At 68.6% G+C, this 23,569-nt stretch carries 26 protein-coding genes; 16 read left to right on the top strand and 10 right to left on the bottom strand.

Annotation, left to right across the window (positions count from 1 at the left end; all coding sequences use genetic code 11):
* The first annotated feature begins 26 nt into the window (after positions 1-26).
* The 8 genes from DFP88_RS07540 (at position 27) to DFP88_RS07505 (ending at position 8,283) form a co-directional block, all read left to right on the top strand.
* On the top strand, positions 27-1,625 hold the full coding sequence (locus DFP88_RS07540) for an ABC transporter ATP-binding protein (protein ID WP_110813829.1): 1,599 nt from the start codon (positions 27-29) through the stop codon (positions 1,623-1,625).
* Complete coding sequence (locus DFP88_RS07535) at positions 1,625-2,752, top strand: ABC transporter permease (protein WP_110813828.1); 1,128 nt, start codon at positions 1,625-1,627, stop codon at positions 2,750-2,752. Before DFP88_RS07540 ends, DFP88_RS07535 begins: the two co-directional genes overlap by 1 nt.
* Before the next feature lie 10 nt (positions 2,753-2,762).
* Positions 2,763-3,731 carry an ABC transporter permease gene (locus DFP88_RS07530; RefSeq protein ID WP_110813827.1) on the top strand — a complete coding sequence of 323 codons (969 nt, stop codon included), beginning with the start codon at positions 2,763-2,765 and terminating at the stop codon, positions 3,729-3,731.
* A complete protein-coding gene (locus DFP88_RS07525; RefSeq protein WP_110813826.1) occupies positions 3,715-4,527 on the top strand; it encodes a purine-nucleoside phosphorylase in 813 nt (270 codons plus the stop codon). The genes DFP88_RS07530 and DFP88_RS07525 overlap by 17 nt, the downstream gene beginning before the upstream one ends.
* Before the next feature lie 108 nt (positions 4,528-4,635).
* Entirely contained in the window at positions 4,636-5,571 is a 936-nt protein-coding gene (locus DFP88_RS07520; protein WP_110813825.1) for a sulfite exporter TauE/SafE family protein, read from the top strand.
* Positions 5,568-6,386, top strand: a complete 819-nt coding sequence (locus tag DFP88_RS07515; RefSeq protein WP_110813824.1) for a TIGR02186 family protein — start codon at positions 5,568-5,570, stop codon at positions 6,384-6,386. Before DFP88_RS07520 ends, DFP88_RS07515 begins: the two co-directional genes overlap by 4 nt.
* 118 nt (positions 6,387-6,504) lie before the next feature.
* On the top strand, positions 6,505-6,687 hold the full coding sequence (locus tag DFP88_RS07510) for a hypothetical protein (RefSeq protein ID WP_110813823.1): 183 nt from the start codon (positions 6,505-6,507) through the stop codon (positions 6,685-6,687).
* A gap of 45 nt (positions 6,688-6,732) precedes the next feature.
* The gene (locus tag DFP88_RS07505) at positions 6,733-8,283 is read left to right on the top strand and encodes an ATP-dependent DNA helicase (RefSeq protein WP_110814187.1); all 1,551 of its coding nucleotides are present in this window, start codon (positions 6,733-6,735) and stop codon (positions 8,281-8,283) included.
* Here the strand turns inward: DFP88_RS07505 and DFP88_RS07500 are convergent.
* Positions 8,280-9,671 (bottom strand): 1-acyl-sn-glycerol-3-phosphate acyltransferase, encoded by a 1,392-nt coding sequence (locus DFP88_RS07500; protein WP_110813822.1) that lies wholly within the window; start codon positions 9,669-9,671, stop codon positions 8,280-8,282. The two genes, DFP88_RS07505 and DFP88_RS07500, sit on opposite strands and share 4 nt — an antisense overlap.
* A 168-nt stretch (positions 9,672-9,839) precedes the next feature.
* Here DFP88_RS07500 and DFP88_RS07495 point away from each other — a divergent pair, with 168 nt between their 5' ends.
* Together DFP88_RS07495 and DFP88_RS07490 are read left to right on the top strand one after the other, a co-directional pair.
* Positions 9,840-10,739, top strand: a complete 900-nt coding sequence (locus tag DFP88_RS07495) for a hypothetical protein (RefSeq protein WP_110813821.1) — start codon at positions 9,840-9,842, stop codon at positions 10,737-10,739.
* A gap of 111 nt (positions 10,740-10,850) precedes the next feature.
* Positions 10,851-11,174 (top strand): H-NS histone family protein, encoded by a 324-nt coding sequence (locus tag DFP88_RS07490; RefSeq protein WP_110814186.1) that lies wholly within the window; start codon positions 10,851-10,853, stop codon positions 11,172-11,174.
* Between the two features lie 3 nt (positions 11,175-11,177).
* Here the strand turns inward: DFP88_RS07490 and DFP88_RS07485 are convergent, their stop codons facing one another.
* Positions 11,178-11,684, bottom strand: a complete 507-nt coding sequence (locus DFP88_RS07485) for a DUF4329 domain-containing protein (RefSeq protein WP_245904730.1) — start codon at positions 11,682-11,684, stop codon at positions 11,178-11,180.
* 74 nt (positions 11,685-11,758) lie between these two features.
* Here DFP88_RS07485 and deoD point away from each other — a divergent pair, with 74 nt between their 5' ends.
* On the top strand, positions 11,759-12,463 hold the full coding sequence (gene deoD / locus DFP88_RS07480) for a purine-nucleoside phosphorylase (RefSeq protein WP_110813819.1): 705 nt from the start codon (positions 11,759-11,761) through the stop codon (positions 12,461-12,463).
* 90 nt (positions 12,464-12,553) lie between these two features.
* Here the strand turns inward: deoD and DFP88_RS07475 are convergent, their stop codons facing one another.
* From DFP88_RS07475 to DFP88_RS07445, 7 genes are all read right to left on the bottom strand, one after another.
* Positions 12,554-13,333 (bottom strand): succinate dehydrogenase iron-sulfur subunit, encoded by a 780-nt coding sequence (locus DFP88_RS07475; RefSeq protein ID WP_110813818.1) that lies wholly within the window; start codon positions 13,331-13,333, stop codon positions 12,554-12,556.
* A 16-nt stretch (positions 13,334-13,349) separates the two neighbouring features.
* Entirely contained in the window at positions 13,350-13,646 is a 297-nt protein-coding gene (locus DFP88_RS07470) for a hypothetical protein (RefSeq protein ID WP_110813817.1), read from the bottom strand.
* A complete protein-coding gene (gene sdhA / locus DFP88_RS07465) occupies positions 13,646-15,451 on the bottom strand; it encodes a succinate dehydrogenase flavoprotein subunit (RefSeq protein WP_110813816.1) in 1,806 nt (601 codons plus the stop codon). The genes DFP88_RS07470 and sdhA overlap by 1 nt, the downstream gene beginning before the upstream one ends.
* A gap of 8 nt (positions 15,452-15,459) precedes the next feature.
* A complete protein-coding gene (gene sdhD / locus DFP88_RS07460) occupies positions 15,460-15,873 on the bottom strand; it encodes a succinate dehydrogenase, hydrophobic membrane anchor protein (protein WP_110813815.1) in 414 nt (137 codons plus the stop codon).
* A gap of 8 nt (positions 15,874-15,881) precedes the next feature.
* Positions 15,882-16,271: a succinate dehydrogenase, cytochrome b556 subunit gene (sdhC, locus tag DFP88_RS07455; RefSeq protein ID WP_110813814.1), complete on the bottom strand. Its 390-nt coding sequence runs from the start codon at positions 16,269-16,271 to the stop codon at positions 15,882-15,884.
* A 184-nt stretch (positions 16,272-16,455) separates the two neighbouring features.
* A complete protein-coding gene (locus DFP88_RS07450; protein ID WP_110813813.1) occupies positions 16,456-16,659 on the bottom strand; it encodes a DUF1737 domain-containing protein in 204 nt (67 codons plus the stop codon).
* 1 nt (position 16,660) lies between these two features.
* Positions 16,661-17,209: an NnrU family protein gene (locus DFP88_RS07445; protein ID WP_110813812.1), complete on the bottom strand. Its 549-nt coding sequence runs from the start codon at positions 17,207-17,209 to the stop codon at positions 16,661-16,663.
* A gap of 203 nt (positions 17,210-17,412) precedes the next feature.
* Between DFP88_RS07445 and DFP88_RS07440 the strand changes: the two genes are divergently transcribed.
* From DFP88_RS07440 to plsY, 5 genes are all read left to right on the top strand, one after another.
* Entirely contained in the window at positions 17,413-17,739 is a 327-nt protein-coding gene (locus DFP88_RS07440; protein WP_245904729.1) for a hypothetical protein, read from the top strand.
* A gap of 131 nt (positions 17,740-17,870) precedes the next feature.
* Positions 17,871-18,947, top strand: coding sequence for a PRC-barrel domain-containing protein (locus tag DFP88_RS07435; RefSeq protein ID WP_110813811.1), 1,077 nt, complete (start codon positions 17,871-17,873; stop codon positions 18,945-18,947).
* Between the two features lie 207 nt (positions 18,948-19,154).
* On the top strand, positions 19,155-20,120 hold the full coding sequence (mdh, locus tag DFP88_RS07430; RefSeq protein ID WP_110813810.1) for a malate dehydrogenase: 966 nt from the start codon (positions 19,155-19,157) through the stop codon (positions 20,118-20,120).
* Between the two features lie 76 nt (positions 20,121-20,196).
* Positions 20,197-21,474 carry a dihydroorotase gene (gene pyrC, locus DFP88_RS07425; RefSeq protein WP_110813809.1) on the top strand — a complete coding sequence of 426 codons (1,278 nt, stop codon included), beginning with the start codon at positions 20,197-20,199 and terminating at the stop codon, positions 21,472-21,474.
* Positions 21,471-22,055: a glycerol-3-phosphate 1-O-acyltransferase PlsY gene (plsY, locus tag DFP88_RS07420; RefSeq protein WP_110813808.1), complete on the top strand. Its 585-nt coding sequence runs from the start codon at positions 21,471-21,473 to the stop codon at positions 22,053-22,055. Before pyrC ends, plsY begins: the two co-directional genes overlap by 4 nt.
* A gap of 79 nt (positions 22,056-22,134) precedes the next feature.
* Here plsY and DFP88_RS07415 read toward each other — a convergent pair whose 3' ends face one another.
* The gene (locus DFP88_RS07415; RefSeq protein ID WP_110813807.1) at positions 22,135-23,505 is read right to left on the bottom strand and encodes a glutamate--cysteine ligase; all 1,371 of its coding nucleotides are present in this window, start codon (positions 23,503-23,505) and stop codon (positions 22,135-22,137) included.
* Positions 23,506-23,569: the final 64 nt, after the last annotated feature.

Raw genomic sequence — 23,569 nt, 5'->3', positions numbered from 1 at the left:
TTTCGTTTCTGCCCGAAAGGCCCGCCATGGCTGACGCCGCGCCCGCGATCGAGTTGAAAGGCATCTCAAAGTCCTTCGGACCGGTGCAGGCGAACAAGGACATCTCGTTCAAGGTGATGCCCGGCACGATCCACGGGATCATCGGCGAGAACGGCGCCGGCAAGTCGACGCTGATGAGCATCCTGTACGGCTTCTACAAGGCCGATGCGGGCGAGATCACCATCCATGGCACGCCGATCGACATTACCGACAGCCAGACCGCGATCCGCGCCGGCATCGGCATGGTGTTCCAGCACTTCAAACTGGTCCCGAACTTCACCGTCCTCGAGAACGTCGTCCTCGGCGCCGAGGATTCCGGCCTGCTGCGTCCCTCGCTCGCCCGCGCCCGGCGCGAGCTGAAGGCCCTGGCCGAGGAATACGAGCTGAACGTCGACCCCGATGCCGTGGTCGAGGATATCGGCGTCGGCATGCAGCAGCGGGTCGAGATCCTGAAGGCGCTGTACCGGCAGGCCGACATCCTGATCCTGGACGAGCCGACGGGCGTGCTGACCCCCGCCGAGGCGGACCACCTGTTCCGCATCCTCGGCAACCTCAAGGACCAGGGAAAGACGGTCATCCTGATCACCCACAAGCTGCGCGAGATCATGGAAGCCACCGATGCCGTCAGCGTCATGCGCCGCGGCGAGATGATCGAGACGGTCACGACCGCCGGCACCAACCCCACCGAGCTCGCCGAGCTGATGGTCGGGCGCACCGTGCTGCTGCAGGTCGACAAGACCCCCGCCACGCCCGGTGCCCCCGTGCTGCAGGTCAGCGACCTGAAGGTCGAGCATGACGGCGTCGCGCGGGTGAAGGGCGTCAGCTTCGAGGTGCGGGCGGGCGAGATCCTCGGCATCGCGGGCGTCGCCGGCAACGGCCAGTCCGAACTGCTCGAGGTGCTGGGCGGCTACCGCCCCGCCACCGGGCGCGCCACGGTGAATGGCGTCGATCTGCCGCTTTCGGGGCGCGGCGCCGATGGCCGGTCGCGCCGCGACGCCGGCATCGCCCATGTGCCCGAGGACCGCCAGTCCGAGGGGCTGGTGATGGAATTCGCCGCTTGGGAGAACGTCGGCTTCGGCTACCACCACACGGACCGCTACAGCCGCGGCACGCTGATGGACCACGCCGCCCTCAAGGCCGATTGCGCCGCCAAGATGGAACGCTTCGACGTGCGGCCGCCGAACCCGAACCTGCTGGCCAAGAACTTTTCCGGCGGCAACCAGCAGAAGATCGTCGTCGCCCGCGAGATGGAGTGCGACCCGGACCTCCTGCTCGTCGGCCAGCCGACCCGCGGCGTCGATATCGGCGCCATCGAATTCATCCACCAGCAGATCGTCGCCCTACGCGACGCCGGCAAGGCCGTGCTTCTGGTCAGCGTCGAGCTGGACGAGATCCTGTCGCTCTCGGACCGCGTCGCCGTCATGTTCGACGGCCGCATCATGGGCGAGCGGCAGGCAAGCGAGACCAACGAGCGCGAGCTGGGCCTGCTGATGGCCGGGATCACCGACACCGATGCCCCGCACAGCGAGGCCGAGATCGAGGCGAACCTCGCCCGCCGCAGCGCAAGCGCCGAGAAGGAGGCCTGATGCAAAAGATGCCGCAATGGGCCGATGTGCTGCTGATCCCGCTGGTCAGCCTGATACTGGCCGCCTTCTTCTCGGCCGTGGTGATCCTCGCCATCGGGGAGAACCCCTGGGAGGCGCTGAAGATCATGGTCGAGGGGGCGCTCGGCTCCACCTACGGCTGGGGCTACACGCTGTATTACGCGACCAACTTCATCTTCACCGGCCTCGCCGTGGCGGTGGCCAACCACGCCAAGATGTTCAACATCGGCGGCGAGGGGCAGGCCGTGATGGGCGGCCTCGGCGTGGCGCTTGTCTGCCTTTACATCCCCTTCCCGCACTGGACGCTGGCGCTGCTGGCCGCCGCGGCGACGGCCGCCGTCTTCGGCGCGGCATGGGCGGCGATCCCGGCGCTGCTGCAGGCCAAGCGCGGCAGCCACATCGTGATCACCACGATCATGTTCAACTTCATCGCTGCCTCCTTGCTGAACTACTTCCTGATCGGCCCGCTCAAGGCCGACGGGATGGAGCCGGCGACGGCCCGCTTCCCCGAGGCCGCGCGTCTGCCGACCTTTCAGGACATGTTCTCGAGCCCCGACAACCCGCTGTTCCGCGGCGCGCCGGCGAACGTCGCCTTCTTCGTCGCGATCCTCGCCTGCATCGCGGTCTGGCTTCTGATCTGGCGCAGCCGCCTCGGTTACGAAATCCGCAGCTTCGGCTGGTCGGAGCCCGCGGCCCGCTACGCCGGGATCAGCCCGGTGCGGATCATCATGCTGACCATGCTGATCTCGGGCGGTCTGGCCGGGATGATGGCGATCAACAACGTGATGGGCGAGGCCGAGCGACTGGTGCTGAACAGCGCCGAGGGCGCGGGCTTCATCGGCATCGCGGTCGCGCTGATGGGCCGCAGCCACCCGCTGGGCGTCTTCCTTGCGGCGGTGCTGTTCGGGTTCCTCTACCAGGGCGGGGCCGAACTGTCGCTTTGGACCGGCATCCCGCGCGACATGGTCGTGGTGATCCAGGCGCTGGTGATCCTGTTCACCGGGGCGCTGGACAACATGGTGCGGATGCCGCTGGAGCGGGTCTTCTCGACCCTGCGCCGCGCGCCCAAGCCCGACAGCAAATCCACCACGGCCCGGACGGCGGAATAGGACAAGGCCCATGGATCTCGCGACCATCCTGCAGGTTCTGGACACCACCGTCCGCCTGGCCACACCGCTGCTCTTCGCCTGCCTCGCCGGGCTCTTCTCGGAGCGGGCGGGCATCGTCGACATCGGGCTCGAGGGGAAGATGCTGGCCGCGGCCTTCCTTTCCGCCGCCATCGCGGCGGTGACGGGCAGCGTCTGGATCGGGCTTTCGGCGGGCATCGTCGGCGCGCTGTCGATGTCGGCGATCCACGGCCTCGCCTCGATCACCTTCCGCGGCAACCAGCTGATCTCGGGGGTAGCGATCAACTTTCTTGCGCAGGGGCTGACGGTGGTCATCGCGCAAAGCTGGTTCAACCAGGGGGGCCGCACCCCGGCGCTGGCGGGCGGCGCGCGCTTCCATTCGATCACCCTGCCCGGCGCCGAGGCCCTGCGCGAGGTGCCGGTGCTCGGCCCGATCTACTACGAGCTGATCTCGGGCCATTCGATCCTCGTCTATGTCGCGCTGCTCTGCGTGCCCCTCAGCTGGTGGGTGCTGCAGCGCACCCGCTTCGGCCTGCGCCTGCGGGCGGTGGGCGAGAACCCCGCCGCCGTCGATACCGCCGGCGTCTCGGTCGAGCGGCTGCGCTATGCGGCGGTGATGATCTGCGGCGTGCTGACCGGTTTCGCCGGCGCCTACCTCGCCACGGGCCTGCAGGCCGGCTTCGTGCGCGACATGACCGCCGGGCGCGGCTACATCGCGCTGGCGGCGCTGATCTTCGCCAAGTGGCGGCCCTGGGCCGCACTCTGGGCGACGCTGCTTTTCGGGTTCCTGCAGGCACTGTCGCTGCGCCCCGACGTGCTGGAGGGGGTGCTGCGCATCGACGTCTCCTCGCAGCTTCTCGATGCCCTTCCCTATATCCTTACGGTGGTGATCCTTGCCGGCTTCGTCGGCCGCGCGATCCCGCCCCGCGCCGGAGGCGAGCCCTATGTCAAGGAACGCTGATGTCGCCGGCCTCGCCGGCCTGATCCGGGCAGAGGCCGGGCCAGAGCCGGTGCGGCTGGGCCTGATCCTCGGCTCCGGCCTTGGACATATCGCCGAGGCGGTCGATGGCGTGCGCATCCCCTACGAGCGGCTGGCGGGCTTTCCCCACGCGGGCGTTTCGGGCCATGTGCCGGTGCTGGCCATCGGCACCCTCGAAGGGCAACGCGTCGCCGTCTTCGGCGGGCGGGCGCATTACTACGAAAGCGGGCGGCCGGATGCGATGCGCCTGCCGCTCGAGGTGCTCAAGGCGCTGGGGGCCGAGGCGCTGATCGCGACCAATGCCGCCGGCAGCCTGCGCCCCGAGATGCCGCCGGGCTCGATCATGTGCCTGTCGGATCACATCAACTTCTCGGGCCTGAACCCGCTGATCGGAGAGCCGACCGAGGCGCGCTTCGTACCGATGACCGATGCCCATGACGAGGGCCTGCGTGCCGGGCTGCGCGCCGCGGCGGATGCGGAGAGCGTCGAGATGGCTGACGGGGTCTATGCTTGGTATTCCGGCCCCAGCTTCGAAACCCCGGCCGAGATCCGGGCGATCCGCAGCCTCGGCGCCGATGCGGTGGGCATGTCGACAGTGCCCGAGGTCATCCTCGCGCGGTTCCTCGGCCTGCGCGCCGCCGCCCTTTCGGCGATCACCAATATGGGCGCGGGCCTTTCGGACGAGGCGATCAGCCATGCCCATACCAAGGCCATGGCCCCGATCGGCGCGGAAAAGCTGGAGACCGTGCTGCGCCGCTTCCTGCGCGACTGGCGCTGAGGATCGCGGCACGCCTGCCGGGGCGACGGGGATGGGCGGGGACGCCACGGGGCCAACACGATTAGCCCTTGCCTTGACCGAAATCCCGCGCCACGCCTCTTTGGCATAATGCAGCTTTATCTTCCCATCGCCGAGGTCTCGATCAACGCCTTTCTCCTTCTGGGGATCGGCGGGCTGGTGGGTGTGCTGTCGGGCATGTTCGGCGTCGGCGGCGGCTTCCTGATCACGCCGCTGCTGTTCTTCGTCGGCATCCCGCCCGCCGTCGCCGTCGCCACATCGACCAACCAGATCGTCGCCTCCTCCTTCTCGGCGCTGCTGGCGCATCTGCGCAGGCGCACGGTCGATATCCCTATGGGCAGCGTCCTGCTAGCAGGTGGCCTCGTGGGATCGGCCCTTGGCGTGGTGCTGTTCAACTGGCTGCGGGCGCGCGGCCAGGTCGATCTGCTGGTGCAGCTGTCCTACGTCTTCTTCCTGGGCGGCGTCGGCATGCTGATGCTGGTCGAAAGCCTGAACGCCCTTTTCCGCGCCCATCGCAAGGGCGGCAAGCGGGGCCGGCGCAAGCGGCACAACTGGGTCCATGCCCTGCCGCTGCGGATGCGGTTCCGGGTCTCGGGCCTCTACATCTCGGTGATCCCGCCGCTGGCGATCGGGATGATGGTGGGCGTTCTCTCGGCCGTCATGGGCGTCGGCGGCGGCTTCATCATGGTGCCGGCGATGATCTACCTGCTGGGCATGCCGACCAAGGTCGTCATCGGCACCTCGCTGTTCCAGATCATCTTCGTCACCGCCTTCACCACGATGCTGCATGCCACAACGAACTACACCGTCGACATGATCCTCGCGCTCTTGCTGATCGTCGGCGGCGTCATCGGCGCGCAACTCGGCACACGGATCGGCGCGAAGCTGAAGGCCGAGCAGCTGCGCATCCTGCTGGCCCTGCTGGTGCTGGGCGTCTGCCTGCAGCTGGCGCTGGGCCTCGTGCTGCGCCCCTCGGAGCTTTACAACGTCGAGGTCGTCGAGACTGCGCGAGAGGTCGCGGAATGAGCCCTCTGGCCCTTCTGCTGGCCGTGCTGCTGCTGGTCCCCCTGTCCGCCGCCGCGCAGGACGAGGCGGCGGGTCCGCGCATCCCGCGCGGCGCCCCCGAAAGCGCGCAGCGCCCGCCAGAGCAGATCGTGCTGGGCCTGTCGCAGGACGAGGTGGCGATCACCGCCACCTTCGACGGGTCGGACCTGCTGATCTTCGGCGCGATCCGCCGGGTGGCCGAGATGGATCTCGACGATCTGGGCGTGATCGTCACCGTCGCCGGCCCCTCGGTCCCCGCGACCGTCTTCCGCAAGGAGCGGCGGCTGGGGATCTGGATCAACAGCAATGCCGTCAACGTCAGTCAGGCCCCCTCCTTCTACGCCGTCGCCGGAACCGCGCCGCTGGACGATATCCTCAGCGCGACCGAGAACCTGCGCCAGTCCGTGACCATCCCGCGGGCGATCCGCGCCATCGGCAACAGCGTCGAGAATTCGGGCGATTACATCGCCGCCCTGATCCGGCTGCGGCAGGACGACGATCTCTACCAGCTTCTCGACGAGGGGGTCGATCTGGCCGAGGGCACGCTGTTCAGCACGCGCATCGCCCTGCCCGCCAATATCGTTGAGGGGAACTACACCGTCCGCATCCTGCTGACCCGCAGCGGCACGGTGGTCGATACCTACAGCACCACCATCGGCGTGCAGAAGGTCGGGCTGGAACGCTGGCTCTTCAACTTCGCGCATGAGCAGGCCTTCTTCTACGGGCTGACCTCGCTGATCCTGGCGATCGCGGCGGGCTGGGCGGCCTCTGCCCTTTTCGGACGGCTGCGGCGTTAAGGCCTGCGGCGTTAAGGCGGGCTTAGCCCCCGCAATGCGAAACAGTTGCCTGTTTGGGAGCGGCCCGGGCCGATGCTAGCCTGCGCCGCAAGCCCCCCATCACGAGGAGAACGCGGTCATGGAGCACCGATGGATCCTCGAGGTCCTCGCGGATCTCGAAACCTATGCCGCGTGCAACGATCTGCCGCGCCTTGCCGCCGAGATCGCGGGCGCCAGCGCGACGGCACAGCGCGAGATCGGCCTGCCGCTGCAGGAGGCGGGCCGGGCGCCGCCACAAGGGGCGCTGCCGCCGCGGGAGTGACGGCGCTGCTGGCCCCTGCCCGCCCCGACCGCTACTGTGCCGGTCATGACAGCGCCGCTTCCGACATTCTCTCCCGATCAGGCCGAGGCCTGGGATCGCGTCAGCGCCCTGCTGTCGGATGCCGGCCTCGATATCGACAACGCCGACCTCCTGACCTCGGAAAAGGACGAGGCGACGCGAACGGCCTCGGTCTTTGCCGTCACGGGCAAGGCGGGCTCGGGCAAGACCATGCTGCTGGCGCAGCTGACCCGCGCCCTGCGCGATGCGGGCGCCGAGATGATCACCGGCGACTGGGAGAGCAAGCGCAAGCGCGAGCGGCGCTCCCTTGCCGTGCTGGCGCCCACGAACAAGGCCGCCAGCGTGCTGCGCACGCGCGGGGTGCCCGCGACGACGATCCACCGCATCCTCTACACCCCGGTCTACGATCCGCAGTACGAGAAGATCGCCGAATGGCTGACCGGCGAGGGGGAGCGGCCCAGCATCGAGGGGCTGGAGGACGCGCTGCTCGACCGCGCGAAGGACAGCTTCGCCAAGCACGAATCGGTGCCGGCGGCGCTGGCCGCCGCGGGTCTGCGCGGATCGGATTTCATCACCGGCTGGAAACGGCGCGAGGATCCGCTCGACATCGGCTTCGTCGACGAAAGCTCGATGCTCGACGCGCGCCAGCTCGAGGATCTGCGCGAGATCTTCCCCACCCTGCTGCTTTTCGGCGATCCCGCGCAGCTGCCCCCGGTGCAATCCTCGGGCGGAATGGTCTTCGAGACCCTGCCCGAGGATCAGCGGATGGAGCTGACGCGCATCCACCGGCAGGATGCCGGCAACCCGATCCTCGACCTGGCCCATGCCCTCGCCGATCCTGACCTCGAGTTCGCCGATTTCGAGCGCATGGTCGAAGAGGCCGCCGCCCGCGACGAGCGCGTGGTCATGGCGCAGCGGGTCGAGGCCGATCTGATGGCGCGCAGCCCGGTCCTTGTCTGGCGCAACGCGACCCGCATCCGGCTGATCCACGCCTTCCGCAATGCCTACGGCGCGCCGGTCGACGACCTGCTGCCCGGAGAGCCGCTGATCTGCGACGGGATCGAGCTGCCGCTGAAGCAGCGCAAGAAGCGGCTGGATCTCGAGGCGCGGGGCCTGATCAAGGGCGCGCAGGCGATCTACATGGGCCCCGGGCGGCGGCCCGGCTTCTCGAAGCTCTGGATGGTCGGCGCCGAGGAGCCGCAGGTCAGCGTCTCGTCCATCGTGCGGATCGAGCAGGAGGGCGATGCAGAGCCCTTCATCCCCTATGCCGCCCGCATGGGCGCGACCTTCCTGCATGGCGCCGCCGTGACGATCCACAAGGCGCAGGGCAGCCAGTGGGACACGGTGCAGGTCTTTGCCCCCGACCTCTTCGTCGCGGCGCGCACCGGGCGGGTCGAGGCCGGGCAGCCGCTGTGGAAGCGCCTTGCCTATGTCGCCGTCACCCGCGCCGAGCGTGAACTGCGCTGGGTCGTGCGCAACCGCCTTGCGCGGCCCTCGGTGCCGCTGGGGGTGGACGATCTGAAGGCGCCCGCCGCCCCGCTGGAGCTGGCGCGTGAAGAGGCGCCGGGCGCGATCTAAAGCACCTGCTCGGGCCGCAGCGTCGGGGCCGGCAGGGCCGGCGCCTCGAAATGATGGGCGATGCTGTTGGCATAGTAGCGCAGCAGCGGGATGCCCTCTTCCGAAAGGGACAGGCTGGACGGCGCAACCAGCCGCCGCCGGCGCAGGATGCGCAGCGCATCGGCCATAACCTCTCCCGTGTCGCGGCGCGGCACCTGAACGCCAAGCCCCGTCAGCCGGTCCAGCGCGGCCCCGACCTCCTCCAGAAGCACCGCCTCGGTCCGGGGCTGCCGCTCCAGCAAAAGCCAGCAGACCAGCGGCACCGGGAGCACCGGCACCGTCTCGGCGACGCGGCGCATCAACTCCTCGGCCAGCGCGGCAGTGGTCTCTCCGCCGTGGCCGGCGCGGAACTGCGCCAGCGACAGGGGCGTGCCGAAGGCGACCGAGGCGGTGCCAAAGCCGGTCAGCCGCCCGGTGACCCGCCGCCAGAGGTAGAAGACCGTTCCCCGCAGCAGCGGCCGGATCGGCGCCCTGAACCGCCGCTGCCCCAGCGCGCCGGCGGCGATCAGGACCCGATCCTCGAGCACCCGGTCGTAGTTGATCGCGACCGGCACGAAGATCACGTCGCGCCGCTCGCTCGCGCCCGAGACGATGTAGTTCAAAAGGCCCAGCCGCGGCTCCGCCTGCCGGCCCGTCAGGCTGAGCCCGCCTTCGGGGAAGAAGGCCTGCGTCACGCCGCCTTCCGTCGCCAGCTGGACGTAGCGCGCCAGCACCCGCCGGTAGAGATGCGTGCGATCCCGGCGGCGGATGAAATAGGCCCCCATCGAGCGGATCATCGCGGAGAGCGGCCAGATCCGCGCCCATTCGCCCACCGCGTAGCTCAGCGCCGATGTGCGCGAGGCCAGCCATGTGACCAGCACGTAATCCATGTTGCTGCGGTGGTTCATCACGAAGATGACCGAGGCCTCGGGGTCGATCCGCTCCAGCCGCTTCATGTCCAGCTCGCCCAGGCGAACGCGGTAGAGCAGGCGCGAGAGCGCCTTGGCCAGCCGGATGCCGAAGGTGAAATAGACCGTCGCGGAAAAGGCCGGCACGATCTCGCGCGCGTAGTCGCGGGCCAGCTCGAAGGCCACGTTTTCGGGCACGCCCTGGCTGCGCGCATGCTCCAGCGCCGCCTCGACGACGGAGGGGTCGTAGATCAGCCGCTGGATCATGTCGTGCCGCCGGGCCAGCTTGAACGGCTCGATGGGGCGTGCCAGACGGCGGTTCAGCCGGGCCACCGCCCGCTCCATCCGCTTGCGGAAGAACCAGCGGACCGACGGGAAGAGGAAGTGCGATGCGAAGGTCACTGCCGCGAAGAGCAGGATCAGGCCGAAGAGCCAAAGCGGCAGGGAAACGGTACGCGACATGCGGCCATCCTGCCAGCAATCGGCGCCGCAGCCCAGAGGATGCGGCCGAAGGGCTTGCCAAAACGGCCCGGTGCCCCAAGATACGCGCGGGGCGCGCTGCCATTGGCGGCGAACGGCGCGGGCAGTCTGCCGCGCCGCGCATCAACGACGGGATATCCGCACCGGCCCATGACTGACATTCCGACCGACACCGACCAGCCCCGCCCCAGCTTCGTCATCAGCCATGATGGCTTGCCAGGCGGTCTCAACGACCTGGGCCAGATGCGGGATCTGCTGGCCGGCGCGCCGCGGACCGCGCGGCCGGTGATCTGCGGCGGCACCCTCGCCCCCTGGCTGCTGGCGCTGTACCACGTGGCGCGGCCTGCCGAGGGCGCCTCCGAGCGCGGCCTGATGGTCAGCCGCATCGGGCACAGCTTCTGCCCGGTCCGCGAGCAGCTGCGCCTCGTGGCCGAGGCGGCGGACTGGGGTGCCCAGGCCATGCCCGGCTGGCGGATGATGACCCTCGCCCCCGATCCGGCCGGCGCGGCGCGCCAGCTCGCGGCCGGTGTGCTCCTCGCCGAGGAATTGAAACGCCGGTGCAAGGCAACGGAATATCGCTCGATGGTCGCAACCATCGATCTGCTCGATGTCGATCATCGTTCCGATCTCATGCTCAATGCGATGCTGCGTCACGTTCTATGCCGCAACGCCGAATTGCAATTCAGCAGCCAGTTGCATGACGTCAGCAATTTTCCCGAAAAGGATGTGCGCCAGATAATGGAGCGGCTTCCCGCCGAAAGGCAGGCGCTGCTGCGCGACGAAGGCCCGCGCCGGGAAACGGTAAGCACCATGGGAAAACCCGCGGACCCGGGCCGCGACGGCAATGCCCTGCAAAAGTATTTCCTCGCCCTGCGCGAGGCGGCAAAACGCCGTGTGAACCTGATGGGGCCGTCCATCGCCTGCGCCCGCGCCGGTGCCACAACGGACGAATGGTCCGAGGTCATTCGCTCGGCTTTCACGCCGATCGTTCGCCCGGCGAACAATTGGAGCGATGGCAATATCGGACAATTTCTCCGGAAATTTAACTGAGGCGGCCTCCGGCCCGGCCCCAATGCCATTCCGTTTTCGCTTGCCCGGCGAACTTTGTTCTGCAATAGCCGTTTCAATTCGTAATGCAGATAGAAGAAACGGGTGAAGATCATGCAAATCGATCTGGACGCACTGTCCCGCCAGGAGCTTGAGACCCTGCGCCGTGACGTCGACAAGGCGCTTTCCACCGCCGCTGATCGCGACCGGAAACGGGCGATTGCCGCGATGGAAAAAGCGGCGGCCGAATACGGTTACAGCGTTTCCGATCTCGCCGGCGGCACGAGCGCGACGCGCAAGAAAACCGGCAGCAAGACGCCGCCGAAGTACCGCAATCCCGAAGATCCCGATCAGACCTGGTCCGGTCGTGGCCGCAAACCGCGCTGGATCGTCGAGGCCGAATCCGCCGGCCGTCCGATTTCGGATTTCGCGATCTAGGCCTCAGCGGCCCAATCGATCGACCAGCTCGTCGTAGCTGTATTCCTCGGCCACGTCCCCGGCCTGCGCCTTGTAGAAGCCGGGGGCGATCGGCAGGCAGCCCACACCGCAAATCTGCCGCGCGATCATCGCGCGGCTGTCGATATACCATAGACGTCCGCCCGGCGTCGCGATCCAGCCGTTCACCCGCATCGCCTGATCCGAGAGCATGTCGATCTCGCTCGGCATCTCGTTGTAATACGGGATCTCGAAAGAGCCATGCGTGTGATAGCTCGCGATGACCGCGATATCCTCGGGAAAGGTCAAGTCGCAGGAATCGATCGTCCCCGGCGCCGCCTCGGTCGCCACGAGCTCCCCGGTTTCATCGTAGCCGATCACACCGCAATACTCGCGCCGCTTGGCGAAACTGTCCTGCTGCATCGGGCGAAACATGTCCTTGACGAAGTCGATCTCCGTCTGTGTCTGCGCCGCCGCGGCCTGCGGCATCGTGATCAGAAGGGCGAAAAACATGGCCTTGCGCATTGGACCTCCTGCAGCAGCTTGCTAGCAAAGATAAACAGGAAACCAGGCGCAAGGCGACAGGCATGACCGTTCACATTTCAGCCGAACCCGGTCAGATCGCCGAAACGGTGCTGCTGCCAGGCGATCCGTTGCGCGCGGAATGGGCCGCCAAGCGCTTCCTGACCGATCCGATCCTCGTCAATCGCACCCGCGGGATGTCGGGCTACACCGGCACCTGGCAGGGGCAGCGCGTCACGATCCAGGGCAGCGGCATGGGCATGGCCTCGCTCTCGATCTACGTGAACGAGCTGATCCGGGACTACGGCGCGAAGACGATCATCCGCATCGGCTCCTGCGGCGGCATGCAGGAGAAGGTGGGCCTGCGCGACCTGATCCTGGCGATGACGGCAACCAGCATCGCGACCCCCTCCAGCGCCATCATGCGAGAGATCAACTTCGCCCCCAGCGCCGATTTCGGCCTGCTGCAGGCAGCATGGCAGGCGGCGCAGCAGATGCCGGGGGCCGTCCACGTCGGCGGCATCTACTCCACCGACACCTTCTACGACGAACGCCGCGACCTGACCGAGCAGCTGATGCGTCACGGCATCCTCGGGGTCGAGATGGAGGCGGCAGAGCTCTATACCCTCGCCGCGCGCCACGGCGCCCGGGCGCTGGCGGTGCTGACGGTCAGCGACCATCTCGTCACCGGCGCTGCCCTCCCCGCCGAGGATCGGGAACGCAGCTTCGAGGCCATGGTCGAGGTCGCGCTGAAGGCCGCCTTCGTCTGAGGGCGCGCCCCTTCATGTTTCTTCAAATACTCGCGGGGGGAGGCGCGCGCAGCGCGCCGGGGGGCGGCAGCCCCCCTCCCCCGCCGGCCCTTACATCTGCCGCTCGACCATCTTGTGCTTGATCTGCGCGATCGCCTTCGAGGGGTTCAGACCCTTGGGGCAGGTCTTGGCGCAATTCATGATCGTATGGCAGCGATACAGCTTGAAGGGATCCTCAAGGTCGTCCAGCCGCTCGCCCGTCGCCTCGTCCCGGCTGTCGACGATCCAGCGCCAGGCATGCAGCAGGGCGGCCGGCCCGAGGAAACGGTCGGCGTTCCACCAGTAGCTCGGGCAGGCGGTGGAGCAGCTGGCGCACATGATGCATTCATACAGCCCGTCCAGCTTGCGCCGGTCCTCGATGGACTGGCGCCATTCCTTCGCCGGCGTGTTCGATGAGGTCTCGAGCCAGGGCTTGATGCTGGCATGCTGGGCGTAGAAGTGCGTCAGGTCCGGGATCAGGTCCTTGACCACGGGCATGTGCGGCAGCGGGTAGATCGTCACGTCGCCCTTCACCTGGTCGAGACCCCAGGTGCAGGCCAGCGTGTTCACCCCGTCGATGTTCATCGCGCAGGACCCGCAGATCCCTTCGCGGCAGGACCGGCGGAAGGTCAGCGTCGGATCGATCTCGTTCTTGATCTTGATCAGCGCGTCCAGGACCATCGGCCCGCATTTGTCCTGGTCGATGAAGTAGGTGTCCATCCGCGGGTTGCCGCCCTCTTCGGGGCTCCAGCGGTAGATCCGCAGCTTGCGAATCCGGCTCGCGCCCTCGGGCTGCGGCCATGTCTTGCCGGTGGTGATGCGGCTGTTCTTCGGAAGTCTCAGTTGAACCATGGATCGGCTCCTTTCCTCACGGGCGCAGGCTGGGGGGCCGGATCGGCGCCCGGCCGGTGCGCTCGAAGACGCAGGAATTGTAGACGGTGGTCGGGTCGCGCCCGCTCAGAAGATCGGCGCTGACGCCGATGGAGACGCCGCTGCGGACGCGGCCGCCGCTGCTGGCGCCGACGGCGACGCTGCCGGTCGGGGCCTGCGCCGCGCGGGCGCGCTGCTCGCAGTAGTCCGCGGCCGAGATCGGATCCATCGGCGCCCGCGCGCAGCCCGCCAGAAGGCAGCCCGCGAGGACGGCGCCGATGGCAGGGCCGCGCATCAGTAGACCCGCTTCTTCGGCGCGATCCGCGCCAGCGGGATGCCGCCCTCGGCCTCCTGCGTCAGCGGATCGAGGTGCACGGGACGGTAGTCCAGCGTCACCTTGTCGCCGTCGACATGCGCGAGCGAGTGCTTGCGCCATTCGGCGTCGTCACGCTCCGGGTGATCCTCATGCGCATGGGCGCCGCGGCTTTCCTTGCGCGCCTCGGCCCCGGCGATGGTCGCCAGCGCGTTGGGCATCAGGTTGGTCAGCTCCAGCGTCTCCATCAGGTCGCTGTTCCAGACCATCGAGCGGTCGGTGACCTTCAGATCGCCCACCTTGCCGGCGATGGCGGTCATCTTCTCGAGGCCTTCGGCCAGCGTCTTGTCGGTGCGGAAGACGGCGGCGTCCTGCTGCATGGTGCGCTGCATCTCGTCGCGCAGGGCGGCGGTCGGTGTGCCGCCGCTGGCGTGACGGAAGTGGTCGAAGCGGTCCAGCGCCTTCTGGAGCGAGGCCTTGGGCACATCCGGCACCGGGGTCGCGGGATCGACGACCTTGCCGGCGCGGATCGCGGCGGCGCGGCCGAAGACCACGAGGTCGATCAGGCTGTTCGAGCCGAGGCGGTTCGCCCCGTGGACCGAGGCGCAGCCGGCCTCGCCCACGGCCATCAGGCCCGGCGCCACGGCATCGGGATCCTCTGCGGTCGGGTTCAGAACCTCGCCCCAGTAGTTCGTCGGGATGCCGCCCATGTTGTAGTGCACGGTCGGCAACACGGGGATCGGCTCTTTCGTGACATCGACGCCGGCAAAAATGCGGGCCGATTCGCTGATGCCGGGCAGACGCTCGTGCAGCGTCTCGGGCGGCAGGTGCGACAGGTTCAGGTGGATGTGGTCGCCGTTCTCGCCGACGCCGCGCCCCTCGCGAATTTCCATCGTCATGCAGCGGCTGACGACGTCGCGGCTGGCGAGATCCTTGTAGGTCGGGGCATAGCGCTCCATGAAGCGCTCCCCGTCCTTGTTCGTCAGGTAGCCGCCCTCGCCGCGGGCGCCCTCGGTGATCAGGCAGCCGGCGCCGTAGATGCCGGTGGGGTGGAACTGCACGAACTCCATGTCCTGCAGCGGAAGGCCGGCGCGGGCGACCATGCCGCCGCCGTCACCGGTGCAGGTATGGGCCGAGGTGGCGCTGAAGTAGGCGCGGCCGTAGCCGCCCGTCGCCAGAACGACCATCTTGGCGGAGAAGACGTGCAGGGTGCCGTCGTCCAGCTTCCAGGCGAGGACGCCCTGGCATTGGCCATCCTCGCTCATCAGCAGGTCGATGGCGAAATACTCGATGTAGAACTCGGCCTTCTGCTTCAGGCTTTGGCCGTAGAGCGTGTGCAGGATGGCGTGGCCGGTCCGGTCGGCGGCGGCGCAGGTGCGCTGCACCGGGGCGCCTTCGCCGAACTCCGTCGTATGGCCGCCGAAGGGCCGCTGGTAGATCTTGCCCTCCTCGGTGCGGCTGAAGGGAACGCCGTAATGCTCCAGCTCGTAGACTGCCTTGGGCGCCTCGCGCGCGAGGTATTCCATCGCGTCGGTATCGCCCAGCCAGTCGGATCCCTTCACCGTGTCGTAAAGGTGCCACTGCCAGTGGTCCGGCCCCATGTTCGACAGCGAGGCGGCGATGCCGCCCTGCGCCGCGACGGTATGGGAGCGGGTCGGGAAGACCTTGGTCACACAGGCCGTGCGCAGCCCCTGCTCGGCCATGCCAAGCGTCGCGCGCAGCCCGGCACCGCCGGCACCGACCACGACGACGTCGAAGGAATGGGTCTCGTATTCATAGGCGGCCATGGGGAACCTCAGGCAGGAAGGACGAGGGGCGCGGCGGGCACGATCAGCGGCCGGACGGCCAGCGCGATCACCGAGAACGCGCCGATGGCGAGCAGCAGGTAGGCCAGGCAGATCGCGCCGATCACCAGCCAGTGACGCGTGGCGCCGCCGGCATAGTCTTCGATCATCACCTGGCTGCCGAGGCGGAAGTGATACATGCCCACGACGAAGGTCAGCAGCGCGACGATCGCCGGGAAGGGCCGGCCGTAGAAGGCCGCGGCCTCCTCGTAGGGCATGCCCAGCGCGAAGCCGAAGCTGAAGACGAAGAAGACCACCAGCGCGACCAGCGCGACGGAGGTGACGGTCAGGCGCCAGTGCCGGGTCGTGCCGGAGCCCGAGGCCCCGAGGCCGGTGGCGCGCTTGCGGTCGGTGATGAAATGCATGGCCAGCCTCAGAGGATGATGATCGTCAGAAGGGTCAGCACCACCGAGCCGCCCAGGCAGGCCCAGCCCAGCATCTCGGCCTTGGGCACCTCGAGCATGGCGAGGTTGTCCCAGATCAGGTGCCGGATGCCGGCGAGCGTGTGGTACCACAGCCCCAGCAGCGAGAGGGTCATCACCAGATCGCCGAACCAGCTTGTGATCACACCGTTCGCGGTGGCGTAGGCCTCGGGCCCCGAGACGAGCGCCGCGAACCACCATGCGATGAGCGCGGTGGTGACGATCAGCGCGTTCCCGGTGATCCGCGTCAGGATCGAGGTCAGCGATGTAAGCTGGATCCGGTAGTATGGCCCCAGCATGTAGGGCGACAGGGGACGGTTGCCCCGGGGAATGTCGGCCATGATCGGCTCCTCCTGCGGCGGGCGGGCGCGGCGCCTGCTGCGGCGCGGGCGCCCTGGCTGGCCCGGTTGGTCGCGACTGTCGCGCCTCAGCCCTGCCGGGGCAAGGGCGAAGGGGCGAAAACGCCATCACTATACGGATGAACTGGCGAATGTGATCACGCGCCGGATCGGTGTGATCACAGCTTTACAGCTGGCCCAGCCGTACCTCGGGATCGTAGGGCCCCTCGACCTCCTTGGTGACGGCCTGTCCGCAGCGCATCACGCCATTGGCCGCATCGAAGGCGTAGGTCGGGTCGCCGTGCAGCACCCAGCCCTTGCTCAGCGCCTCGGTCACCTTGTGGCAGAAGGCGCTCGTGTCGTCGCCGCTCAGGAATCGGTATGCCTTCATCTCATCCTCCGAAGGGCCAGGGCCCGACCCAACCGTGGACCAGACCGATAAGGCCATAGACCACGACAGCCCCCAGGAGCGCCATCATCTCCTTGCGGGGGCCGGCGGGCGGCGGCACCGCCTCGCGCGGGCCGCCAGCCTCGATCAGGGCGATCTCGGCCAGCGCCCAGAGCAGCAGCCCGCCGAACAGCACGACCGAGGCGAGATCCCCGTTCACCAGCAGGTGCGCCACGGCCCAGAGGATCACCGCCGTCAGCTGCGGATGCCGCCAGCGCCGCGCCACCAGGGTCTTCATGCCGGAACAGGCAAAGAGGTAGACGGCCACCAGCACCAGCAGGTTGTTCACCCCCGTCAGCCATGGCGCCGGATACCACAGCTGCGGTGAGGCCCAGCTCTTGTAGCCGAGGGTCATGCAGACGATGCCCAGCACCAGGCAAAGCGACACCAGCCCCTTGCCCGGCTCGCCCAGCTTGGCGCGCGCGTTGGGGGCGAGGCGCTTGAACATATGCGGCAGGCTCCAGAGCAGGAGCCCCAGGACAAGACCGGGCATGATGCCTCCTCGCGCCGCTTTCGGGTCGAGGTCAGCATGACGGGCCCGCCGCGCATTGCAAGCCTCGCGCAACGCGCGCCGCCTTAACCCGGTCTTTGCCGGGCCCGTGGCACAAGGGTCGGCGCGGGCCGCAGGGGAAGACGGCAAGAGGTCCGCCCATTCTGCGGCGCCGCCAGCCGCGCCTTCAGCACGGGGATCCCGTCATGATGTCACGCCAAGCCTGCTGCACCGCCCTCTTCGTCGCCGCCTGCCTGGCCGCGGCGCCGCCCGCCACCGCCGAGACGGCGCGGCAAGGCCGCTGCTCCGACCATCAGGAGATGACCTCACGCCTTGCCGAACGCTACGGCGAAAGCCGCCACGCCGTCGCTTTGGCGCAGGACAATGCGGTGATCGAGATCTTCGCCGCCGACGAGACCGGGACATGGACGATCACCATGACCCGGCCCGGCGGGCAGACCTGCATGATCGCCGCCGGCGTCGCCTTCGAGGAACTCAAGGAGGCGCTTCCGAACACCGACCCGCAGGCCTGACGCCGCTGCCGGGGGCGCTGTCACGCTTGCGTGATCGCGAACCCGAAAGCGCCTTTGCGCGTTGTCCTTTCAACCCGGGGACGTTGCCAGTCGGCGACGTCTGACCCGGACATCAGTCGAAAGGACACAAGATGAAAATCCTTCTCGCTACCGCCGCAACCGCCCTCGCCCTCGGCACCACTGCTTATGCACAGGACGCCGCCACGACCAACGGCCTGGGCGACGTCGAGATCACTGCCGAAGACTTCTTCGCCAGCGACCTGATGGGCATGGACGTCTATGCTGCCCAATCCGTTGCCGAGACCGACGGCATGATCGACGCCGCTCAGCAGGACTGGGACGACATCGGCGAGATCAACGACATCGTCCTGACGCCCGAGGGTGAAGTGGGTGCCGTGATCGTCGGCGTCGGCGGCTTCCTCGGCATCGGCGAAAAGCGCGTTGCCGTCTCCATGGACGAGATCCAGACCTACGAAGACGAGAGCGGCGTCCGCTACATGGTGGTGAACACCACCGCCGAGGCGCTTGAAGCGGCGCCCGCCTTCACCGATCCGGCCGATCCCATGGCCGAGGACGGCACCATGGCGACCGACACGACCACCGGCGGCGAAGGGGCCATGGCCACCGACACCGCAATGGCCGGCGCCGATAATGGCCAGGACGCCGTCCTGACCGGCGAAGACACCACGATGGCCGCCAGCGATGACGCCGTCGCCACCTCCGAGGAAGGTGCGGATGTCATGGCCGAAGACACGACCGCGGTCGGTGACACCGGCATGGCCGAGGATACCGCCATGGCCGACGGCACCGAAGCGCAGACTGGCTCCGACATGATGGTCGAGCGTGAGGGCTATGCCCTGACCGACGCCAGCGAGCTCAGCGTCGACGAGCTGACCGGCGCCACGGTCTATGGCCTCGACGACGAGAACGTCGGCGACATCGGCGATCTGGTGATGTCCGCCGATAACTCCAGCATCGACGAGGCGGTGATCGACGTCGGCGGCTTCCTCGGCATCGGCGAAAAGCCGGTCGCGGTCAGCTTCGACGACCTGCAGATCCTCACCGACGAAGACCGGTCCGACATCCGCGTCTACATCGGTGCCACCGAGGACGAGCTGAAGAACCTGCCCCGGTACGAGCCCGAAGCAGCCGCCGTTGACGGCAGCATGGATGCCGGCGCCGTCACCGACACGGAAGTGACCGAATAAGTCACGCCTCGCCTGCATCAAACGGGCCGTCCCTTCGGGGGCGGCCTTTTTCGTGCCGCCCTGCTTGTTCGTGAGGATGTGCCTTTTCGTGCCGATATGCCGTAGCGGAACCCGCGCAGGCCCCGGCGCGCTTCATCACCGGACTTGCGCGACGGCGCGGCGGCGCCTAGCACCCACGCGACAGCAAAACGGACAGGAGCCTGTGACATGGCCAGACCCAAGATTGCCCTCATCGGAGCCGGCCAGATCGGCGGCACGCTCGCCCATCTCGCCGCGGTCAAGGAGCTGGGCGACATCGTCCTCTTCGACATCGCCGAAGGCACGCCGCAGGGCAAGGCGCTGGACATCGCCGAAAGCGGCCCGGCCGAAGGCTTCGACGCGCAGCTGAAGGGCACCAGCGATTACGCCGATATCGCCGGCGCCGATGTCTGCATCGTCACCGCCGGGGTGCCGCGCAAGCCGGGCATGAGCCGCGACGACCTTCTCGGCATCAACCTCAAGGTCATGAAGGCCGTCGGCGAGGGCATCAAGGCCAATGCCCCCGACGCTTTCGTCATCTGCATCACCAACCCGCTCGACGCGATGGTCTGGGCGCTGCGCGAATACTCCGGCCTGCCGCACGAAAAGGTCTGCGGCATGGCGGGCGTGCTCGATTCCGCGCGCTTCCGCCACTTCCTGTCGCTGGAGTTCAACGTCTCCATGCGCGACGTCACCGCCTTCGTCCTCGGCGGCCACGGCGACACCATGGTGCCGCTGACCCGCTATTCGACCGTCGGCGGCATTCCCCTGCCCGACCTCGTCTCGATGGGCTGGACCACGCAGGACAAGCTCGACGCCATCGTCCAGCGCACCCGCGACGGCGGCGCCGAGATCGTCGGCCTGCTGAAGACCGGCAGCGCCTTCTACGCCCCCGCGACCAGCGCGATCGAGATGGCCGAGGCCTATCTCAAGGACCAGAAGCGCCTCCTGCCCTGCGCCGCCTATGTGAAGGGCGCGCTCGGGCTCGACGGCTTCTACGTCGGCGTGCCCACGGTAATCGGCGCCGGCGGGATCGAGCGCGTCGTGGACATCAAGCTCAACAAGGACGAGCAGGCGATGTTCGACAAGTCGGTCGCCTCGGTGAAGGGCCTCGTCGAGGCCTGCCGCGAGATCGACCAGGGCCTCGCCGGCTGATCGCCCGGCCGGGGCCCCGCCCCCGGCCCCAGCGCGCCGCGACCCGCGGCGCGCCCCCTTCCGGTAGCGGCGGACCATGACCCGAACGAGCCTGCATAACCTGCGCCTGATCGACCCCGAGGCCGGCACCGAAAGTCCGGGCGGCCTGCTGATCGAGGACGGGCGCATCGCCGCCCTCCTCTCCCCCGGCGCGGCGCCCGAGGGCAGCATCGACTGTCGCGGCGCCTGCCTTGCCCCCGGTATCGTGGACCTTGGCGTCAAGGTCTCCGAACCCGGCGAGCGGCACAAGGAAAGCTTCCGCAGCGCCGGCCGCGCCGCCGCCGCCGGCGGCGTGACCACCATCGTCACCCGCCCCGACACCGATCCCGCCATCGACACGCCCGAGACGCTGGAATTCGTCCATCGCCGCGCGCAGGCCGATGCGCCAGTGCGGGTGCTGCCCATGGCCGCCCTCACCAAGGGCCGCGAGGGCCGCGAGATGACGGAGCTGGGCCTGCTTTCGGATGCCGGCGCCGTCGCCTTTTCCGATTGCGACCACGTCGTCACCGATACCCGCGTCTTCTCCCGCGCGCTCGGCTATGCCGCGGCGATGAAGGCGCTGGTGATCGGCCATGTGCAGGAGCCGGGCCTCTCGCGCGGCGCCTGCGCGACCTCGGGCCCCTTCGCCTCACTGCGCGGGCTGCCCTCCGTGACCCCCATGGCCGAGCGCATGGGCCTCGACCGCGACATCGCCCTGATCGAGATGACGGGCGCGCGCTACCATGTTGACCAGATCACCACCGACCGCGCCCTGCCCGCGCTCGAACGGGCCAAGCGCAACGGCCTCGACATCACCGCGGGCGTCGGCATCCATCACCTGACGCTGAACGAGCTCGACGTCGCGGACTACCGCACCTTCTTCAAGCTCAAGCCGCCGCTCCGGTCCGAGGACGACCGCAAGGCCGTGGTCGAGGCGCTGGCCTCCGGGCTGATCGACATCCTCTGCTCGATGCACACGCCCCAGGACGAAGAGAGCAAGCGCCTGCCCTTCGAAGAAGCCGCTTCTGGCGCCGTGGGACTGCAGACGCTGCTCCCCGCCGCCCTGCGCCTCGTCCACGCCGGCGACCTCACCCTGCCGCAGCTCTTCCGCGCGCTGTCGCTGAACCCCTCGCGGCGCCTCGGCCTCGAGACTGGACGCCTCGCGCTCGGCGCGCCCGCCGACCTCGTGCTCTTCGACCCGGATGCGCCCTTCGTCCTCGACCGCTGGACGCTGCTGTCGAAGTCCGTGAACACGCCCTTCGACGGCGCCCGCATGCAGGGCCGCGTCCTCGGCACCTGGGTCGGCGGCAGCCGCGTGCACGGGGGCGAGGCATGACCGCCGCGCTCTGGGCCGTCATCGGCTACCTTCTGGGATCGATCCCCTTCGGCGTGATCCTGATGATCGCCGCCGGCAAGGGCGATCCGCGCAAGTCCGGCTCGGGCAATATCGGCGCCACCAATGTCGCCCGCACCGGCGGGCGCAGCATCGGCCTCGCGACGCTGCTGCTCGACGGCGGCAAGGGCGCGCTGGCGGTCCTCCTGGCGCGGCACTTCGGCGGCGAAGCGGCCAGTTACGCCGCCGCCACGGCCGCCTTCCTCGGGCACTGCTTCCCGGTCTGGCTGCGCTTTCGCGGCGGCAAGGGCGTGGCGACCCATCTCGGCCTGCTGCTGGCGCTGGCATGGCCGGTGGGCCTGCTGGCCTGCGCCACCTGGGCGGCCGGTTTCTTCGCCACGCGCATCAGCTCGCTTTCGGCACTGATCGCCGCCGCCCTCGCCCCGCTCTGGGCGCTGCTGCTCGGCCGGCCCGAGATCGCGCTCCTGGCGCTGATCCTGGCGGTGCTGATCTACATCCGCCACGTCTCGAACATCCGCCGCCTTCTGAACGGCACCGAGCCGCGCGCCGGCAAGGGGCGCTAGCCCCCTTCATGTTTCCTCAAATACTCCGGGGGGTGCGGGGGGCTGGCCCCCCGCTCCGCCGCCGCGGCCCCGCGCGGCGTCAGTAGGAATATTCGCCGTAGATCCGGCTCAGATCGCCGTTCCAATCGCCGTGATAGCGCGCCAGAAGCTCGTCCGCCGGGGTCTGCCCGGTCTCGACGCTCTCCTTCAGGGCCGAAAGGAAATGCGTCTCGTCGGCGATCAGCCCGCCGGCGCCCTCGCGCGCGCGGGCCTTCAAACCCGCCTCGGCGATCTCGACGCTGGCGCGGGCGACTTCGAGCATCTTCACCCCGCCCGCCTCGGCCTCCAGCGCCCGCTCGGAGGCTGCGACGCGCAGCCCCTCGCGCGTGTCCGCGTCCCAGCCCTTCACCAGATCCCAAGCCGCATCCAGCGCCGCGCCGTCGTAAAGCAGCCCGACCCAGTAGGCGGGCAGCGCGCAGAGCCGCCGCCAGGGGCCGCCGTCGGCGCCGCGCATCTCGATGAACTTCTTGACGCGGACCTCCGGGAAGGCCGTCGTCAGGTGATCGGCCCAGTCCGAAAGCGTCGGCAGCTCGCCCGGCAGGGCCGGCAGCTTGCCTTTCATGAAGTCGCGGAACGACTGGCCGGTGGCATCGATGTAGCGCCCCTCGCGGTAGACGAAGTACATCGGCACATCGAGCGCCCAGTCGACGTAAGCCTGGAAGCCCATGCCCTCATCGAAGGCGAAGGGCAGCATCCCGGTCCGGGCATCGTCCAGCCCGCGCCAGATCCGGCTGCGCCAGCTTTTCAGACCGTTCGGCTTGCCGTCGAAGAAGGGCGAATTGGCGAAGAGCGCGGTGGCCACCGGCTGCAGCGCCAGCGACACGCGCAGCTTCTTGACCATGTCCGCCTCGGAGGAGAAATCGAGGTTCACCTGCACCGTGCAGGTGCGCCGCATCATCTGCGTGCCGTGGGTCCCGACCTCGCGCATGTAGCGGTCCATCAGCTTGTAGCGGCCCTTGGGCATCAGCGGGGTCTGATCCTCGGACCAGATCGGCGCGGCGCCAAGGCCGATGAAGCCGGCGCCGATCGCATCGGCGACGTCCTTCACCTCGGCCAGGTGGCCGTTCACCTCATCGCAGGTCTGGTGGATCGTCTCCAGCGGCGCGCCAGACAGCTCCAGCTGGCCGCCGGGCTCGAGGCTGATGTTCGCCCCCTCACGCTCGAGGCCGATCAGGTTGCCCTGCTCGCTCACCGGGGCCCAGCCGTGGCGGTCCCGCAGCCCTTCGAGCATGGAGCGGATCGAGGTGCGCCCCTCGTAGGGCAGCGGCAGCAGCGTGGTCTTGTCGTAGCCGAACTTCTCGTGCTCGGTGCCGATGCGCCAGTCCTCGGCGGGCTTGCAGCCGGCGGCAAGATATTCGGCCAGCTGCTCGGGGCGCTCGATCGCGCCTCCGCCGGTCTGGGGGATGGACATCAGTCTGGCTCCGTCGCTGCTGCACCCGCCGTTTTCGGGTTTGCCACAGGTGCCCATGCGAGGG

The organism is Pseudoroseicyclus aestuarii (genome assembly GCF_003217255.1).
In the GTDB taxonomy this organism is placed as follows: Bacteria; Pseudomonadota; Alphaproteobacteria; order Rhodobacterales; family Rhodobacteraceae; genus Pseudoroseicyclus; species Pseudoroseicyclus aestuarii.
The sequence above is the reverse complement of the archived record's forward strand: the minus strand, read 5'-3'. Positions and strand labels throughout refer to the sequence as shown.

What these genes read in the sequence shown, in the direction of transcription:
- DFP88_RS07505 (WP_110814187.1), top strand. Translation starts at nt 6,733, where the DNA reads ATGACAGCGCCGCTTCCGACATTCTCTCCCGATCAGGCCGAGGCCTGG.
- DFP88_RS07500 (WP_110813822.1), bottom strand. Translation starts at nt 9,671, where the DNA reads ATGTCGCGTACCGTTTCCCTGCCGCTTTGGCTCTTCGGCCTGATCCTG.
- DFP88_RS07490 (WP_110814186.1), top strand. Translation starts at nt 10,851, where the DNA reads ATGCAAATCGATCTGGACGCACTGTCCCGCCAGGAGCTTGAGACCCTG.
- DFP88_RS07485 (WP_245904730.1), bottom strand. Translation starts at nt 11,684, where the DNA reads ATGTTTTTCGCCCTTCTGATCACGATGCCGCAGGCCGCGGCGGCGCAG.
- sdhA (WP_110813816.1), bottom strand. Translation starts at nt 15,451, where the DNA reads ATGGCCGCCTATGAATACGAGACCCATTCCTTCGACGTCGTCGTGGTC.
- sdhD (WP_110813815.1), bottom strand. Translation starts at nt 15,873, where the DNA reads ATGCATTTCATCACCGACCGCAAGCGCGCCACCGGCCTCGGGGCCTCG.
- DFP88_RS07520 (WP_110813825.1), top strand. Translation starts at nt 4,636, where the DNA reads ATGCAGCTTTATCTTCCCATCGCCGAGGTCTCGATCAACGCCTTTCTC.
- plsY (WP_110813808.1), top strand. Translation starts at nt 21,471, where the DNA reads ATGACCGCCGCGCTCTGGGCCGTCATCGGCTACCTTCTGGGATCGATC.
- DFP88_RS07435 (WP_110813811.1), top strand. Translation starts at nt 17,871, where the DNA reads ATGAAAATCCTTCTCGCTACCGCCGCAACCGCCCTCGCCCTCGGCACC.
- DFP88_RS07475 (WP_110813818.1), bottom strand. Translation starts at nt 13,333, where the DNA reads ATGGTTCAACTGAGACTTCCGAAGAACAGCCGCATCACCACCGGCAAG.
- DFP88_RS07450 (WP_110813813.1), bottom strand. Translation starts at nt 16,659, where the DNA reads ATGAAGGCATACCGATTCCTGAGCGGCGACGACACGAGCGCCTTCTGC.
- DFP88_RS07525 (WP_110813826.1), top strand. Translation starts at nt 3,715, where the DNA reads ATGTCAAGGAACGCTGATGTCGCCGGCCTCGCCGGCCTGATCCGGGCA.
- DFP88_RS07535 (WP_110813828.1), top strand. Translation starts at nt 1,625, where the DNA reads ATGCAAAAGATGCCGCAATGGGCCGATGTGCTGCTGATCCCGCTGGTC.
- DFP88_RS07540 (WP_110813829.1), top strand. Translation starts at nt 27, where the DNA reads ATGGCTGACGCCGCGCCCGCGATCGAGTTGAAAGGCATCTCAAAGTCC.
- DFP88_RS07440 (WP_245904729.1), top strand. Translation starts at nt 17,413, where the DNA reads ATGATGTCACGCCAAGCCTGCTGCACCGCCCTCTTCGTCGCCGCCTGC.
- DFP88_RS07415 (WP_110813807.1), bottom strand. Translation starts at nt 23,505, where the DNA reads ATGTCCATCCCCCAGACCGGCGGAGGCGCGATCGAGCGCCCCGAGCAG.
- DFP88_RS07515 (WP_110813824.1), top strand. Translation starts at nt 5,568, where the DNA reads ATGAGCCCTCTGGCCCTTCTGCTGGCCGTGCTGCTGCTGGTCCCCCTG.
- DFP88_RS07510 (WP_110813823.1), top strand. Translation starts at nt 6,505, where the DNA reads ATGGAGCACCGATGGATCCTCGAGGTCCTCGCGGATCTCGAAACCTAT.
- DFP88_RS07495 (WP_110813821.1), top strand. Translation starts at nt 9,840, where the DNA reads ATGACTGACATTCCGACCGACACCGACCAGCCCCGCCCCAGCTTCGTC.
- sdhC (WP_110813814.1), bottom strand. Translation starts at nt 16,271, where the DNA reads ATGGCCGACATTCCCCGGGGCAACCGTCCCCTGTCGCCCTACATGCTG.
- DFP88_RS07530 (WP_110813827.1), top strand. Translation starts at nt 2,763, where the DNA reads ATGGATCTCGCGACCATCCTGCAGGTTCTGGACACCACCGTCCGCCTG.
- mdh (WP_110813810.1), top strand. Translation starts at nt 19,155, where the DNA reads ATGGCCAGACCCAAGATTGCCCTCATCGGAGCCGGCCAGATCGGCGGC.
- pyrC (WP_110813809.1), top strand. Translation starts at nt 20,197, where the DNA reads ATGACCCGAACGAGCCTGCATAACCTGCGCCTGATCGACCCCGAGGCC.
- deoD (WP_110813819.1), top strand. Translation starts at nt 11,759, where the DNA reads ATGACCGTTCACATTTCAGCCGAACCCGGTCAGATCGCCGAAACGGTG.
- DFP88_RS07470 (WP_110813817.1), bottom strand. Translation starts at nt 13,646, where the DNA reads ATGCGCGGCCCTGCCATCGGCGCCGTCCTCGCGGGCTGCCTTCTGGCG.
- DFP88_RS07445 (WP_110813812.1), bottom strand. Translation starts at nt 17,209, where the DNA reads ATGCCCGGTCTTGTCCTGGGGCTCCTGCTCTGGAGCCTGCCGCATATG.